This window comes from Microbacterium sp. zg-Y625 (assembly GCF_030246925.1).
GTDB lineage: Bacteria > Actinomycetota > Actinomycetes > Actinomycetales > Microbacteriaceae > Microbacterium > Microbacterium jiangjiandongii.
This window is the reverse complement of sequence record NZ_CP126740.1, coordinates 1672329-1687089: the sequence shown is the minus strand read 5'-3', so window position 1 is coordinate 1687089 and position 14761 is coordinate 1672329. Positions and strand designations below refer to the sequence as shown.

Genomic DNA, 14761 nt, shown 5'->3' with positions numbered 1-14761 from the left:
CGACTGGCGCCGTGTGCGCCCCTGAGCGAGAGTGGAGGGGTGAGCGTCTATCTCGACCACGCCGCCACCACGCCGCTGCGGCCCGAGGCACGCGACGCGTGGGTGGCCGCGAGCGCGACCGTCGGCAACCCCTCGTCGATCCACGGCGGGGGCCAGGCCGCGCGACGCGTGCTGGAGGACGCCCGCGAGCGCATCGCCGCCGCGCTTCACGCCGACCCCATCGAGGTCGTCTTCACATCGGGCGGCACGGAATCGGTCAACCTCGCGATCAAGGGACTGTGGTGGGCGCGGGCGGCCGAGGCGCGGGCCGTCGTGCTTCCAGACGGCGAGCACCATGCGACGCTCGACACGGTCGCCTGGCTGAACGCTCAGCAGGGCGCGGCGGTGCGCGCTGTTCCGCTCCACCCGACGGGCGCCATCGACACGGCGGCGTTCACCGCGGCGCTCCCCGGCGCTGCGGTGGCCACGGCCCTCGTCGCGAACAACGAAGTGGGCACCGTCAACGACGTCGTCGCGCTCGCCGCCGCCGCAGCGGCAGAAGGTGTGCCGCTGCACCTGGATGCCGTCGGCGCGTTCGGGTACCTGGACGTCGACTTCGCCGCCTGGCGGGGCGACGCCGCGGGGGCGACGGGCCTGGCGGCTCTGAGCGTCTCCGCCCACAAGATCGGCGGACCGGTCGGGATCGGCGCCCTCGTGGTCTCGCGGCATGCGACCCCTGCCGCACTGCTGCACGGCGGCGGCCAGCAGCGCGGGCTGCGGTCGGGCACGCAGGACGTCGCGGGCGCTGCGGCGTTCGCCGCGGCCGCCGAGCTCGCCGTCGCCGAGCGCGAGAGCGAAGCCGCACGGCTCGGCGCGCTGCGGGATCGCCTGGTGGACGGGGTCCGCCACGTCGTCCCCGAGGCTCAGCTGCTGGGCGACGCGCACCGCCGGCTGCCGGGCAATGCCCACCTGCTCTTTCCGGGAGTCGCGGGGGAGACCCTGCTGTTCCTGCTCGACCAGCACGGCATCGCCGTGTCGACCGGCTCCGCATGCCAGGCCGGCGTGCCCGAGCCCTCCCACGTGGTGCGGGCGCTCGGGCGTTCCGACGACGAGGCGCGGAGCGTGCTGCGCGTGAGTCTCGGCCGCACGACGACGGCGGCCGACGTCGACGCCCTGCTGGCCGCCCTGCCCGAGGCCCATGCCCGAGCGGCGGCGGCAGGAGCCCGGGCGCGCGCCCGCTCGTAGACTGGAGCGATGCGGATCCTTGCAGCGATGAGCGGTGGCGTCGATTCCGCCGTGGCCGCGGCGCGCGCGGTCGACGCCGGCCACGACGTCGTCGGCGTGCACCTGGCGCTCTCGCGCGCCGGCGGAACGCTGCGCGCCGGCAGCCGCGGATGTTGCACCGTGGAGGACGCCCTCGACGCTCGGCGTGCGGCCGATCGCCTCGGCATCCCGTTCTACGTCTGGGACTTCTCCGAACGTTTCCGCGACGACGTCGTGGCGGACTTCATCGCCGAGTATCAGGCCGGTCGCACCCCCAACCCCTGCATGCGCTGCAACGAGAAGATCAAGTTCGCAGCGCTTCTCGAGCGGGCGCTCGAACTCGGGTTCGACGCCGTCTGCACGGGCCACTATGCAACGCTCGTCGACGGGCCGGACGGGCTCGAGCTTCACCGGGCCTCGGACGCGGCGAAGGATCAGTCGTACGTCCTCGGAGTCCTCACCGGCGAGCAGCTGGCGCACACGTACTTCCCGCTCGGCACCACGCCCTCCAAGGCCGTCGTCCGAGCAGAGGCCGAGGCGCGCGGACTGTCCGTCGCCCAGAAGCCGGACAGTCACGACATCTGCTTCATCCCCGACGGCGACACCCGCGGCTGGCTCGCCGAGCGCGTGGGCGCCGAGAAGGGGGACATCCTCGACCGCAGCGGTGCGGTCGTGGGCACCCACGAGGGTGCGCACGCGTTCACCGTGGGGCAGCGCCGCGGTCTGCAACTGGGCATGCCCGCGCCAGACGGCAAGCCGCGGTTCGTCCTGGAGGTGCGCCCCGTCACGAACACCGTCGTGGTGGGCCCGAAGGAGGCCCTCGCGACCGCCCAGATCGCGGGGGAGCGCTTCACCTGGGCGGGCCGCCCGCCCGCCGAGACCGCGTTCCACTGCGATGTGCAGATCCGCGCGCACTCCGACCCGGTGCCGGCGCGCGCGGAGATTTCGGACGGCGTGCTGACGGTGACCCCGCAGTCCCCGTTCGACGGCGTGGCCCCCGGGCAGACCGCAGTGCTGTACAGCGGCACCCGCGTGCTCGGGCAGTTCACCATCGACCGGACGGTGTCGGCGGCCCCCATATCGGTGTGACGTCCGAGGGTCGTCCTAAACTTGCCGGGTGACGGATGCCGCTGACTTCACGCCCGCTCCACTCGACGAAGCCCGCGCCGAGGCGACCGCGCTCACCGAGCGCATCCTCGACGCGCGAGACGCCTACTACGGACGCAACGCCGAGGTCGTCGACGACGCCACGTACGACGCGTGGATGCAGCGCCTGGAAGAGCTCGAGCGCGAGCACCCCGAGATCCAAGGCCAGGATTCGCCCACGCAGACGGTCGGGGCCGCGCAGTCGTCGATGTTCGCTCCGGTGGAGCATGCGGAGCGCATGCTCAGCCTCGACAACGTCTTCAGCATCGACGAGCTGCGCGAGTGGTGCGTCAAGACGCAGGCATCCGCCGGCCGCGCTGTGCGGTGGCTCAGCGAGCTGAAGATCGACGGCCTGGCGATCAGCCTGCGGTACGAGAACGGGCTGCTCACCTCGGCTGCCACCCGCGGCGACGGGCGGGTCGGCGAGGACGTCACCGTCAACGCGGTGCAGGTGTCCGGCATCCCGCAGCGACTGTCGGGCGAGGGCCACCCGCCGCTGGTCGAGGTGAGGGGAGAGGTGTTCATCCCCGTGGCCGCGTTCGACGAGCTCAACGCCCTGCAGGCCCGCATGCGCGATCGCGTCCTCGCCGACGCTCTCGCGCGGGGAATGGACGAGGAGAAGGCGACGCGCAGTGCCGCCCGACGCTTCCCGGCGTTCGCGAATCCGCGCAACGCGGCCAGCGGCGGGCTGCGCCAGCAGCTCGAGAAGAAGAGCGGGCTGGAGCTCGAGGCGGGGCGCGCACGCCTGGAGTCGCTGCGCCTCTTCGTCCACGGGATCGGTGCGTGGCCCGATCCGCCGGTGGCATCCCAGAGCGAGGTGTACGAGCTGCTCGCAGGCTGGGGCCTGCCGACGAGCCCCTACTTCCGGACCTACGACGACGTCGACGGCGTGGTGTCGTTCGTCGAGAACTACGGGGAGCACCGTCATGCCGTCGAGCATGAGATCGACGGCGTCGTGGTCAAGGTCGACGAACTCGACCTGCACGGCGAGCTGGGTGCCACCAGCCGCGCCCCGCGATGGGCGATCGCCTACAAGTACCCGCCCGAGCAGGTCAACACGAAACTGCTCGACATCGTGGTGTCGGTCGGTCGCACGGGGCGCGCGACGCCCTTCGCCGTCATGGCGCCCGCACAGGTGGCCGGCAGCGTGGTGCGTCAGGCCACGCTGCACAACCAGGACGTGGTCAAGGCCAAGGGCGTGCTGATCGGCGACACCGTCGTGCTGCGCAAGGCGGGCGACGTCATTCCCGAGGTGCTGGGGCCTGTCGTCGAGCTGCGCGACGGCTCGGAGCGGGCGTTCGTCATGCCTGCGGACTGCCCGGAGTGCGGCACGCCGCTGGCGCCGGCGAAAGAGGGCGACATCGACCTGCGCTGCCCGAACACCCGCGCCTGCCCGGCGCAGGTGCGGGGCCGGGTGGAGCACATCGGCTCTCGTGGCGCGCTCGACATCGAGGCCCTGGGCGAGGTCACCGCCGCCGCGCTGACCCAGCCGACCGTCCCCGCGACGCCGCCCCTGGAAACCGAGGCGGGGCTGTTCGACCTCACCCTCGAGCAGCTGGTGCCGATCGAGGTCATCGTTCGGGATGCCGAGACCGGCGAGGCCCGCGTGGATGACCGGACCGGTCAGCCGGTGCGCCGGGCGCCCTTCCGCCGCAACCCCAGTCCCGCAGAGAAGAAGCAGGGACTCACCGGCCCCCAGCCGTCGGCCCAGGCGCTCACCCTGCTGGAGGAGCTCGAGAAGGCCAAGACCAAGGAGCTGTGGCGCTTCCTCGTGGCGCTGAACATCCGCCACGTCGGTCCCGTGGCCGCCCGGGCCCTGGCCCAGTGGTTCGGGTCGGTCGCCGCGATCCGCGCGGCGTCGCGCGACGAGCTCGCTGCCGTCGACGGCGTCGGCGGCATCATCGCCGACGCGCTCACCGGCTGGTTCGATGTGGACTGGCACCGCGAGATCGTCGAGCGGTGGGAGGCGGCCGGCGCGCAGCTGGCCACACCGGGACACCCGGGTCCAGGCGCAGCCTCGGCAGCGGGCGGCGTGCTCGAGGGGATCACCGTGGTGGCCACCGGCTCCCTCGAGGGCTACAGCCGTGAGGGAGCCCAGGAGGCGATCATGGCGGCCGGCGGCAAGGCTGCATCCAGCGTGTCCAAGAAGACCGACTTCGTCGCTGCGGGTCCGGGGGCGGGTTCCAAGCTCGCGAAGGCGGAGCAGCTCGGTGTGCGCATCATCGACGCGGCGCAGTTCAAGGTGCTGGTCGAGCAGGGACCCGATGCGCTCGGTGCGGCGCCGGCGACCGCTGAAGCCATAGCGGACTGAGTGCCAGTGTCGTAGGTATGTTCTACTCTCGAGCCATCCGAGAGAGAGGACATCCCATGACCCTGAATCCCGAGCCGCACCTCCAGGCGTGGCTCGATCAAGAGGACCGGTACACCGCGCAGGTGATCCGCGCGCACGGCACTTTCATCCAGTACGTCGGGGGCGACGGTGAGCGACACCAGACCTCATTCGCCTACACCGTCGGGCTCTTCGGCATGGGGCATCCCGAGCTCCTGGTCTTCGGGCTCTGCCCCCACGACACGGCGGCGGTGCTCAACGAGCTGGCGGCACGGAACCGCGCGGGCGCCGATCTCACGCCGGGCGAACGGGTCACCGTCGACCACCGGCTGCGCCGGCTTCGGGTGGAAGCCGTTCCCAACCCCGGATCGATCGTCTTCGCCGCCAACCGCTTCTACCAGCGTCCCGATGAGGCGTCGGTGCCGGTGCTGCAGCTCAGCCATCCCGACCGCGGCGGGCGTTTTCCCGGTCAGGCCGGGTACGCGGACCCGCCATGGATCCAGCCGCGCCCGGGCGAGTTCACGGCGTTGTGAGCACGCTCACCCGGCGTCGACGCGCGCCTCCAGCAACTCCCGCACCTGCTTGCGCAGCACCTTGCCGATGAGCGACTTCGGCAGTTCGTCGACGACGAAGATGCGACGAGGCACCTTGTAGGGGGTGAGGATGCCGCGGACGAACTCCCGGATGAACTCCGGGTCCACCTCCGCGCCCTCGTCGACGATCACGGCGGCGACGACCTCCTCGCCGGCGTGCTGGCTGGGAAGCCCCACGACGGCGGCATCCTTCACCAGCGGATGCTGTCGCAGCGCGATCTCGACCTCCGTCGGGGCGACGTTGAAGCCACCGGTGATGATGAGTTCCTTGATCCGGTCGACGATGCGGACGAATCCGTCCTCGTCGATGGTGACGATGTCTCCGGTGCGGAACCAGCCGTCGACGAAGACGTGCTCCGTCTCCTCAGGGCGGCCGTAGTAGCCGCTGAAGACCTGCGGACCGCGGACGAGCAGCTCGCCGCGCTCGCCGGGCGCCACGTCCGCCGTGGGGTGGTCGGGGTCGACGACGCGGCATTCAGTGCCGGGAAGCGGGAGGCCGACCGTGCCGGGCACCCGGTTGTCGGCCACCGGGTTGGCCATGAGCACGGGCGAGCACTCCGACAGTCCGTACCCTTCGACGAGGTGGCCGCCCGTTGCCTCTTCGAACGGCACCACCAGTTCGTGCGGCAGCGCCATGGCGCCGGAGATCGCGATCTCGATGCCCGTGAGGGAGACCCCCTTCGCCCGGGCTGCGGACAGCAGCCGATCGGCGATGGGCGGGACGAGCGGGAGGAAGGTGGCGGGATGCTTCTTGACCACCGGCAGCACGAGGTCGGGGTCGAACTTCGGGAAGAGCACGAGGCGCGCCCCCATCGACATCGCGAAGGTGAGGCACAGGGTCAATCCGTACGCGTGGAACATCGGCAGCACGGCGTAGACGACGCAGCCCTTGCCTCGCTGGATCGAGGGCACCCACGCCTGCGCCTGCGCCGCGTTGGCGAGCAGGTTGCGGTGCGTCAGCGCGGCACCCTTGGGGGTTCCCGTGGTGCCGCTGGTGTACTGGATGATCGCCAGGTCGTCGACGGTGGGCCGCGGGTGCGACGCAGGCAGCGGCTCATGTCCGACGATCCGCCGCCACGGGGTGACGCCGGTGACACTCTCGGTCAGCGCTGCGCGCGATTCCCGCGCCTTCGCGATGGGCAGCCTCATGGCCAGGCGCAGGCGCAGCGGCATGGCCTCGGTGACATCCACAGAGATGAGGTCGGGCACCACGAGATCGGCGGGGAACTCCTGCACGGTGGCGACGACCTTGCTCCACACGATCGCGTGCTTCGCGCCGTGGTCCTCGAACTGCTTGCGCAGCTCGCGGGGCGTGTAGATCGGGTTGTGCTCCACCACCACCGCCCCCAGGCGCAGGACGGCATAGAACGCGACGATGTGCTGAGGACAGTTCGGCAGCACGATCGCAACGGGGTCACCGGCGCGCACGCCGCGGGCGTGCAGCGCGGCTGCGGCGCGATCGATCTGCTCCTCGAGCCGACGATAGGTCGTCTCGAGGCCGAAGAACTGCAGCGCCGGGGCATCGGGGTAGTCACGGGCGGACGCCGCGACGATGTCGACGAGCGAGCCCGAGACGGGCGGCAGATCGGCGGGCACGCCCTCGGCGTAGCTGCGGATCCACGGGCGGGGCGGGTCGTACGTGATCACCTGCACACCCTATTGGGCCAGCGGGCGGGGGCACTGACCGGTGCGGGGCGGGCCGGGGCGCCCGCGTAGACTTGCGGGGTGTCAGAAATCACCCCCGATCTCGTTCGCCACCTCGGTGTGCTCGCCCGGATCCAGCTCAGCGACGAGGAGGTCGAGCAGCTCACCGGGCAGCTCGACGTGATCGTCGACAACATCGCGAAGGTGTCTCAGGTCGCCACCGCGGATGTGCCCGCGACGAGTCACCCGGTTCCGCTGCAGAACGTCTTCCGCCCCGATGTCCCCGGCGACATGCTCACGGTCGACCAGGTGCTGCAGAACGCACCCGACGCCGCTGACGGCCGCTTCCGCGTGACCGCGATCCTGGGAGAAGAGCAGTGACCGATCTGACCCGCCTTTCCGCCGCGGACCTCGCGACCGCCCTGTCGACGGGCGAGGTGTCGAGCGTCGAAGCGACGCAGGCGCACCTCGACCGCATCGCCGCCGTCGACGGCGACGTGCATGCGTTCCTCCACGTGAGCGGCCACGCGCTCGACGTCGCCGCCGACATCGACCGCCGCCGCGCCGCCGGCGAGCAGCTCGGTCCGGTCGCCGGCGTTCCGCTGGCGATCAAGGACGTGCTGGTCACGACCGACATGCCGTCCACGAGCGGGTCGAAGATCCTCGAGGGCTTCATGTCCCCGTACGACGCGACCGTCGTCGCTCGGTCACGTGCCGCCGGCCTCGTCCCGCTCGGCAAGACCAACATGGACGAGTTCGCGATGGGCTCCTCCACCGAGCACTCGGCATACGGCCCCACCCGCAACCCGTGGGATCTCGACCGGATCCCCGGCGGCTCGGGCGGCGGTTCTGCCGCCGCCGTCGCCGCCTTCGAGGCGCCCCTCGCCCTCGGCTCGGACACCGGCGGCTCGATCCGCCAGCCTGCGCACGTGACCGGCACGGTCGGCATGAAGCCGACCTACGGCGGCGTGAGCCGCTACGGCGCGATCGCGCTGGCATCCAGCCTCGACCAGGTCGGGCCGGTCTCGCGCACGGTGCTGGATTCCGCGCTGCTGCACGACGTCATCGCCGGGCACGACCCCCACGACGCCACGTCGCTCACCGACCGGTGGCCGTCGTTCACCGAGGCCGCCCGCGAGGGCGCCCGCGGCGACGTGCTCAAGGGCCTTCGGGTCGGCGTCATCAAGGAGCTCCCCGACAGCGGGTTCCAGGCCGGCGTGTCGGCGTCGTTCCACGAGGCTCTCGAGGCGATGCAGGCCCAGGGCGCCGAGATCGTGGAGATCAGCGCGCCGCACTTCGAGTACGGCGTCGCCGCGTACTACCTGATCCTTCCCGCCGAAGCATCCAGCAACCTGGCGAAGTTCGACTCGGTGCGTTTCGGCATGCGCGTGAACGTCCCCGGCGGCACCGTCGAGGACGTCATGGCCGCCACCCGCGACGCCGGCTTCGGTCCCGAGGTCAAGCGCCGCGTGATCCTCGGCACCTACGCGCTGTCCGCCGGCTACTACGACGCCTACTACGGCTCGGCGCAGAAGGTGCGAACCCTCATCCAGCAGGACTTCGATGAGGCCTTCGCGCAGGTGGACGTCATCGCGACGCCGTCCGCTCCGACCACGGCCTTCCGCCTCGGCGAGAAGATCGACGACCCGCTGCAGATGTACCTCAACGACGTCACCACGATCCCGGCGAACCTCGCCGGCGTCCCCGGCATCTCGGTGCCCTCAGGGCTCGCCGCCGAGGACGGACTGCCCGTCGGCATCCAGTTCCTCGCACCCGTCCGTGAGGACGCGCGGCTGTACCGGGTCGGCGCTGCGGTGGAGGCCGTGCTCGTCGACCGCTGGGGCGGCCCGCTGCTGGACCGTGCACCGATTCTGGGAGGGACCCGCTGATGGCGAAGGCAAAGCTCATGGACTTCGACAAGGCCCTCGAACTGTTCGAGCCCGTGCTCGGGTTCGAAGTGCACGTCGAGCTCAACACCGAGACGAAGATGTTCTCCGCGGCGGGGAACCCCGCCAACGAGAAGAACCACGGGGCTGGCCCCAACACGCTGGTCGCTCCCGTCGACATGGGCCTTCCCGGGTCGATGCCGGTCGTCAACGCCGAGGCCGTGCGCTCGTCGATCAGCCTGGGTCTGGCGCTGGGCTGCTCGATCGCGCCGTCCAGCCGGTTCGCGCGGAAGAACTACTTCTACCCCGACCTCGGCAAGAACTACCAGATCTCGCAGTACGACGAGCCGATCGCCTTCGAAGGCTCCGTGGAGATCGAACTCTCCGACGGCGAGATCGTCACGATCCCGATCGAGCGCGCGCACATGGAGGAGGATGCCGGCAAGCTCACCCACATGGGTGGCTCGACCGGCCGCATCCAGGGCGCCGAGTACTCGCTCGTGGACTACAACCGCGCCGGCGTGCCGCTGGTGGAGATCGTGACCAAGCCGATCATCGGCGCCGAGCACCGTGCGCCCGAGATCGCGAAGGCGTACATCGCGACCATTCGCGACATCGTGCGGGGCCTGGGGATCTCGGAAGCGAAGATGGAACGCGGCAACCTGCGGTGCGATGCGAACGTGTCGCTGCGTCCGCGCGTTGCGCCGGGTGAGCCCACGCCGCCGCTCGGGACGCGCACCGAGACGAAGAACGTCAACTCGATGCGTTCCGTCGAGCGGGCCGTGCGGTACGAGATCCAGCGGCAGGCGGCGATCCTCGCCGACGGCGGCACGATCATCCAGGAGACGCGCCACTGGCACGAGGACACCGGGACGACGTCGCCGGGTCGCCCGAAGTCGGATGCCGACGACTACCGGTACTTCCCGGAGCCCGACCTGCTGCCCGTCGCGCCGTCCGCCGAGCTGATCGAGGAGCTGCGTGCTGCGCTCCCCGAGGCGCCGGCGACCCGCCGTCGCCGCCTGAAGGCGGACTGGGGCTTCACCGACCAGGAGTTCCAGCACCTCGTCAACGGCGGCCTGGTCGCCGAGGTCGAGGCGACGATTGCTGCCGGCGCGGCGCCGTCCGCAGCCCACAAGTGGTGGACCGGCGAGATCACCCGCACCGCGAACGCCGCCGGTCGCGAGCCCAGCGAGCTGGTGTCGCCGGAGCACGTGGCGCAGCTGCAGCAGCTCGTGGACGCGGGCACTCTCAACGACAAGCTCGCGCGCCAGGTGCTCGAGGGCGTCATCGCCGGCGAGGGCTCGCCGCAGGAGGTCGTGGATGCTCGGGGTCTGGCAGTGGTCTCGGATGACGGCGCGCTGATCGCCGCGATCGACGAGGCGCTGGCATCCCAGCCGGATGTCCTCGCGAAGATCCGCGACGGCAAGGTACAAGCCGCCGGCGCCGTGATCGGAGCCGTGATGAAAGCGATGAAGGGCCAGGCCGACGCCGCGCGCGTGCGCGAGCTGATCCTCACCCGCGCCGCCGAGTGAGTATTCGCGGCGCCGAGTGAGTACTCACGGTGCCGAGTGAGTACTCACGGTGCCGAGTGAGTATTCGCTGACGCGAGTGCGTATTCGCGGCCGGGGAGACGTCCCGGCGCGAATACTCGCTCGGCACGTCGAATACTCACTCGGGAGCCCGAATACTCACTCGGGAGCCCGAATACTCACTCGGGTGTCGGGGGATGCGGGGAAGATGGGGTTATGGGACGCGGGGACGGAACGGGGCGCATCGTCTCACCGGACGGCGCCGACGACACCGGCACGCGCATCCTCCACGTCGATATGGACGCGTTCTACGCCGCGGTGGAGGTGCTCGACAACCCCTCGCTGAAGGGCAAGCCCATCATCATCGGGTCGCCCGAGGGGCGCAGCGTCGTCTCGAGCGCCTCGTACGAGGCACGTCGCTTCGGGGTGCGGTCGGCCATGCCGGTGAGCCAGGCGCTGCGCCTGTGCCCGCAGGCGACGGTCGTCGCCCCGCACTTCGATCGCTATCTCGCGCTGTCCCAGCAGGTCATGGAGATCTTCCACTCGATCACTCCGCTGGTCGAACCGCTGTCGATCGACGAGGCCTTCCTCGACGTCCACGGGGCGCGACGCCTCTGGGGATCGCCGGGGGAGATCGGGCGGATGCTGCGGGTACGGGTCCTCGAAGAGACCGGCCTGACGTGCAGCGTGGGGGTGGCGGCCACCAAGCACGTCGCCAAGATGGCATCCACCATCTCCAAGCCCGACGGCATGCTCATCGTGCGCGCATCCGACACGCAGGCGTTCCTCTCGGCGCGGCCGGTGAGCGCGCTGTGGGGCGTCGGTCCCAAGGCGACCGTTGCGCTCGAGACGCGCGGCATCCGCACCGTGGCAGACGTGCTCGCCACCCCCCGCGGCGTGCTGGACCGGGCGCTCGGTCCCGCCATGGGCGAGCGGATCTGGCACCTCGCGCGCGGCATCGACGCCCGGGAAGTGCACACCGAGCGCATCGAGAAGAGCGTCGGACACGAGGAGACCTTCCACGACGACATCGCCGACCCGGCCGTGCTGCGCACCGAGTTGCGCCGGCTCGCGGATCGCGTCGGCGCGCGCCTGCGGTCGAACGGCTGGGAGGCGGCGACCATCGCGCTGAAGCTTCGCTTCGCCGACTTCTCCACCCTCAGCCGCTCGCAGACGCTCCCTGAGCCGACGGCTGTCGGCCAGCGGATCGGGGATGCCGCGTGGGACCTCTTCCACCAGATCGACCTGCGCATGCCGGTGCGGCTCATCGGCGTACGCGCCGAGAATCTGCGACCGGCCGGCGTCGCGCCCCTGGCGCTCTGGGACGACGACGAGGACTGGCGGCGGGTGGAAGAGGCCCTCGACGGCGCGCGCGAGCGATTCGGGCGCGCGGCCGTCACACGCGCGACCCTCCTGGGCGGCACCCGCGACCTCGGTGCGCTGCCGACCAACCCGCGGCCCCCGCGCCCGCCCGAGCACTGACCCCTGGCCCGCCCCGCCCGTGAATCGACCCCCGCCATACGCTGGGACGCAGGCGCGCGGCCCGGTACGGTGGGGGGATGGCCAACATCGCACTGGATCTCGGCAAGCAGTCCGCTTCTTACGGCGTCACCAGCGTCTACGGGGAGAAGCAGGAGCTCGATGGCATCACCCTCGTCCCTGTCGCCCTCGCCTGGTCGGGGTTCGGCGGAGGGGCGGATGCCGACGGCAACGGCGGTGGCGGCGGCGGTGGCTATGCCATTCCGCTCGGCGCCTACGTGCGCAAGGGTGACGATCTGCGGTTCGAGCCGAACATCGTCTCGTTCCTCGCCGTAGCGATTCCCTTCGTGTGGGTCGCCGGCCGCGCACTGAGCCGTGTCATCCGCGCCCTCAAGAAGTAGCGAACGCGCGCTGCCCCCGGCCCTGCGGACGGCGACGGATCGGCTCATTGCAGCGGTGCTCGCCGTGGGCGCGTCCAATCCGGTGGTCCTCATCGACGGGCGCAGCGGCGCGGGCAAATCCACGCTCGCGCGCGAACTCGTCGCCCGGTGGCCGCAGCGCGGTCGCGTGCAGCTCGTGGCGCTCGACTCCCTCTATCCCGGCTGGGACGGCCTCTCGGAGGGCGCGGTCTACGCGCGCGACCAGATCCTGCGGCCCCACGCGCGTGGACTGGTCGGTGTCTGGCAACGCTGGGACTGGGAGGTCGGCGCGCGCGCCGAGGCGCATGCGGTGGACCCCTCCTTGCCGCTGATCGTCGAGGGCGCCGGCCTGCTCACGCCGGAGAATTCGCGGCTCGGCGACGTGCGGGTGTGGCTGGAGTCGCCGGCAGCGTCGCGCCAGGCGCGGGCCCTGGCGCGCGACGGCGAGAGTTTCCGGCCGCATTGGACCCGTTGGGCCGAGCAGGAAGAACGCCACCTCGCACGCAACAGTCCCCGCGAGCGGGCGACGCACGTGTTCCAGATCCCCTGACGACGCGGCGCGCACGAGCGGCCCGGCGTCATCGCCCGAGCGCCGCGACCAGCCCGTCGAGGCGATAGCCGAGCCAGTCGTAGATGGCGAAGCGTCGATCGCCCGCGTCGTGGTCGTCCTCGCCGTCGATGCCCAAGCGGGTGGCCAGAACGAGACGCAGCGCGTTCAGGGTGCGGAGCCAGGCGCGGCCGCGTTCGCTCGAGAGCGTCACGGGCAGGGTCTCCGCCAGCGAATCCGGATGCAGCTCGACCAGATGAAGCGCCTGACCGTCGGGGGAGAGGTCGTCGAGGACGGCGCGGGCATCGTCGCGGCGGCGGCTCAGCAGATCGGATGCCGTCAGCGCGCGGAACTCCCGCGCGGCATCCGCGTCGTCGCGATATGCGTCGGGGACGAGTCGAGCGAGGGCCGGGTCTTCCGGCGGGCGGATGCCGGAAGGGCTGCCGTCCTCGAGGAGCTCCAGAAACTGCGAGACGAGGTCGGCGAGGTGGGCGCCCTCGATGAGGGTGATCTCCATGACGACGGGGTCGTGAGCGCTCATGCCGGCGCCCGCTGCACGGTCGCCCACAGCCCGTAGTCGTGCATCGCCTGCGTGTGCAGCTCCATCTGTTCGCGCGCGCCCTCGGCGACCACCGCGCGTCCCTCGTGGTGCACGGCGAGCATGAGGCGGGTGGCGACCTCGGGGGAGTGCCCGAAGTATTCGCGGAACACGCGCACGACGTAGCTCATGAGGTTGACCGGGTCGTTCCACACCACGGTCTGCCACGGACGGTCGGCCGCCGCGCTCTCGTCCAGGCGTGTGGTCTCGTCGAGATCGGGTGTCGCGATGCCCATCATGCCCATCCCAGTTCGTGCAGGCGGTCGTCGTCGATGCCGTAGAAGTGCGCGATCTCGTGGACCAGCGTGGTGTGCACCTCGTCGCGAAGCTCCTCGACCGAGGTGCAGGCGTGCAGATGCGGTTCGCGGTACACGATGATGCGGTCGGGCAGTTCGCCCATGCCGTAGCGGTCGCGCTCGGTGAGCGCCCAGCCGTCGTACAGGCCGAACAGGTCGAGACCGCCGTCTTCGGGGAGGTCCTCGACGACGAACACGACGTTGTCGAGCCCACCCACCATGTCATCGGGCAGCCGATCGAGCTCGTCGACGACGAGCTGCTCGAACGCCGCGGCATCCATCTCGATCATCGTGCCTTCCGGCACTTCTTGGGGTGAGTAACGGGACTTGAACCCGCGGCCCCCTGGACCACAACCAGGTGCTCTACCAACTGAGCTATACCCACCATGTCTCCCGCCTGAGCGGGCAACCTCTCAATTCTCTCACACCTCTGGAGCGAATGACGACACGGCCGACGCCGCAGCTGCGCGCGCCTCGTCGCTCGTCGGGCCGGGCTCGGGCACGAAGACGGCGGCCCGGTAGTACGCGAGCTCGCGGATCGATTCCTGGATGTCCGCGAGGGCCCGGTGGCCGCCCTCTTTCGCCGGGGCGTTGAAGTACGCCCGGGGGTACCAGCGCCGCGAGAGCTCCTTGATGCTGGACACGTCGACGTTGCGGTAGTGCAGCCAGCGGTCCACGCGCGGCATGTACTTCGCCAGGAACATGCGGTCGGTGCCGATGGTGTTTCCCGCGAGCGGGGCCTTGCCCTCGATCGGGACGAAGCGCTGGATGTACTCCAAGGCCTCGTGCTCGGCCTGCGCGAGGCTGACGCCCTGGGGGAGCTCGGCGAGCAGTCCCGACGACTCATGCATCTTGGTGACGAAGTCGTTCATGTTCGCCAGCGCCGAGGCGTCGGGCTTGATGACGATCTGGAAGCCGGGGTCCACCGCGCGGAGCTCGAAATCGGTGATCACGATCGCGATCTCGACGAGCTCGTCGACCGCGAGGTCCAACCCCGTCATCTCGCAGTCGATCCACACGAGCCTGTCGTTCTCAGAAGCCGCCACCATGGGC

General features: G+C 70.8%; 15 protein-coding genes and 1 tRNA gene. 10 read left to right on the top strand and 6 right to left on the bottom strand.

Features of this window, described 5'->3' with window-relative positions; genetic code table 11:
* The first annotated feature begins 39 nt into the window (after positions 1-39).
* From QNO14_RS07675 to QNO14_RS07660, 4 genes are read left to right on the top strand one after another with little or no spacing between them, the layout of a single operon-like run.
* A complete protein-coding gene (locus tag QNO14_RS07675) occupies positions 40-1224 on the top strand; it encodes a cysteine desulfurase family protein (protein WP_257493321.1) in 1185 nt (394 codons plus the stop codon).
* Between the two features lie 9 nt (positions 1225-1233).
* A complete protein-coding gene (mnmA, locus tag QNO14_RS07670) occupies positions 1234-2331 on the top strand; it encodes a tRNA 2-thiouridine(34) synthase MnmA (protein ID WP_257506212.1) in 1098 nt (365 codons plus the stop codon).
* A gap of 28 nt (positions 2332-2359) precedes the next feature.
* Positions 2360-4699, top strand: coding sequence for an NAD-dependent DNA ligase LigA (gene ligA / locus QNO14_RS07665; protein WP_257506211.1), 2340 nt, complete (start codon positions 2360-2362; stop codon positions 4697-4699).
* Positions 4700-4755: 56 nt separating this feature from the next.
* Positions 4756-5250 (top strand): DUF4262 domain-containing protein, encoded by a 495-nt coding sequence (locus QNO14_RS07660; RefSeq protein WP_257506210.1) that lies wholly within the window; start codon positions 4756-4758, stop codon positions 5248-5250.
* 6 nt (positions 5251-5256) lie between these two features.
* Here the strand turns inward: QNO14_RS07660 and QNO14_RS07655 are convergent, their stop codons facing one another.
* Positions 5257-6957 carry a long-chain-fatty-acid--CoA ligase gene (locus QNO14_RS07655; protein ID WP_257506209.1) on the bottom strand — a complete coding sequence of 567 codons (1701 nt, stop codon included), beginning with the start codon at positions 6955-6957 and terminating at the stop codon, positions 5257-5259.
* 78 nt (positions 6958-7035) lie between these two features.
* Between QNO14_RS07655 and gatC the strand changes: the two genes are divergently transcribed.
* The 6 genes from gatC to QNO14_RS07625 all read left to right on the top strand — a co-directional run bounded on the left by gatC (position 7036) and on the right by QNO14_RS07625 (position 12817).
* Positions 7036-7335, top strand: a complete 300-nt coding sequence (gene gatC, locus QNO14_RS07650) for an Asp-tRNA(Asn)/Glu-tRNA(Gln) amidotransferase subunit GatC (RefSeq protein WP_257493326.1) — start codon at positions 7036-7038, stop codon at positions 7333-7335.
* Positions 7332-8843 (top strand): Asp-tRNA(Asn)/Glu-tRNA(Gln) amidotransferase subunit GatA, encoded by a 1512-nt coding sequence (gatA, locus tag QNO14_RS07645; protein ID WP_257506208.1) that lies wholly within the window; start codon positions 7332-7334, stop codon positions 8841-8843. The genes gatC and gatA overlap by 4 nt, the downstream gene beginning before the upstream one ends.
* Positions 8843-10372, top strand: coding sequence for an Asp-tRNA(Asn)/Glu-tRNA(Gln) amidotransferase subunit GatB (gatB, locus tag QNO14_RS07640; RefSeq protein ID WP_257493329.1), 1530 nt, complete (start codon positions 8843-8845; stop codon positions 10370-10372). Before gatA ends, gatB begins: the two co-directional genes overlap by 1 nt.
* 213 nt (positions 10373-10585) lie before the next feature.
* Positions 10586-11851: a DNA polymerase IV gene (dinB, locus tag QNO14_RS07635; RefSeq protein ID WP_257506207.1), complete on the top strand. Its 1266-nt coding sequence runs from the start codon at positions 10586-10588 to the stop codon at positions 11849-11851.
* 77 nt (positions 11852-11928) lie between these two features.
* Positions 11929-12249 carry a hypothetical protein gene (locus QNO14_RS07630; RefSeq protein ID WP_257506206.1) on the top strand — a complete coding sequence of 107 codons (321 nt, stop codon included), beginning with the start codon at positions 11929-11931 and terminating at the stop codon, positions 12247-12249.
* A gap of 55 nt (positions 12250-12304) precedes the next feature.
* Positions 12305-12817: a nucleoside/nucleotide kinase family protein gene (locus QNO14_RS07625; protein WP_257493332.1), complete on the top strand. Its 513-nt coding sequence runs from the start codon at positions 12305-12307 to the stop codon at positions 12815-12817.
* Between the two features lie 28 nt (positions 12818-12845).
* Here QNO14_RS07625 and QNO14_RS07620 read toward each other — a convergent pair whose 3' ends face one another.
* The 5 genes from QNO14_RS07620 to orn form a co-directional block, all read right to left on the bottom strand.
* A complete protein-coding gene (locus QNO14_RS07620; protein ID WP_257506205.1) occupies positions 12846-13355 on the bottom strand; it encodes a DUF2017 family protein in 510 nt (169 codons plus the stop codon).
* Positions 13352-13657: an ATP-dependent Clp protease adapter ClpS gene (gene clpS, locus QNO14_RS07615; RefSeq protein ID WP_257506204.1), complete on the bottom strand. Its 306-nt coding sequence runs from the start codon at positions 13655-13657 to the stop codon at positions 13352-13354. The genes QNO14_RS07620 and clpS overlap by 4 nt, the downstream gene beginning before the upstream one ends.
* Positions 13648-14013 (bottom strand): metallopeptidase family protein, encoded by a 366-nt coding sequence (locus QNO14_RS07610; protein WP_257493336.1) that lies wholly within the window; start codon positions 14011-14013, stop codon positions 13648-13650. Before QNO14_RS07610 ends, clpS begins: the two co-directional genes overlap by 10 nt.
* Before the next feature lie 4 nt (positions 14014-14017).
* Positions 14018-14093, bottom strand: a tRNA-His gene (locus QNO14_RS07605).
* A 37-nt stretch (positions 14094-14130) separates the two neighbouring features.
* Positions 14131-14757 (bottom strand): oligoribonuclease, encoded by a 627-nt coding sequence (orn, locus tag QNO14_RS07600; protein ID WP_257506203.1) that lies wholly within the window; start codon positions 14755-14757, stop codon positions 14131-14133.
* Positions 14758-14761 lie beyond the last annotated feature (4 nt).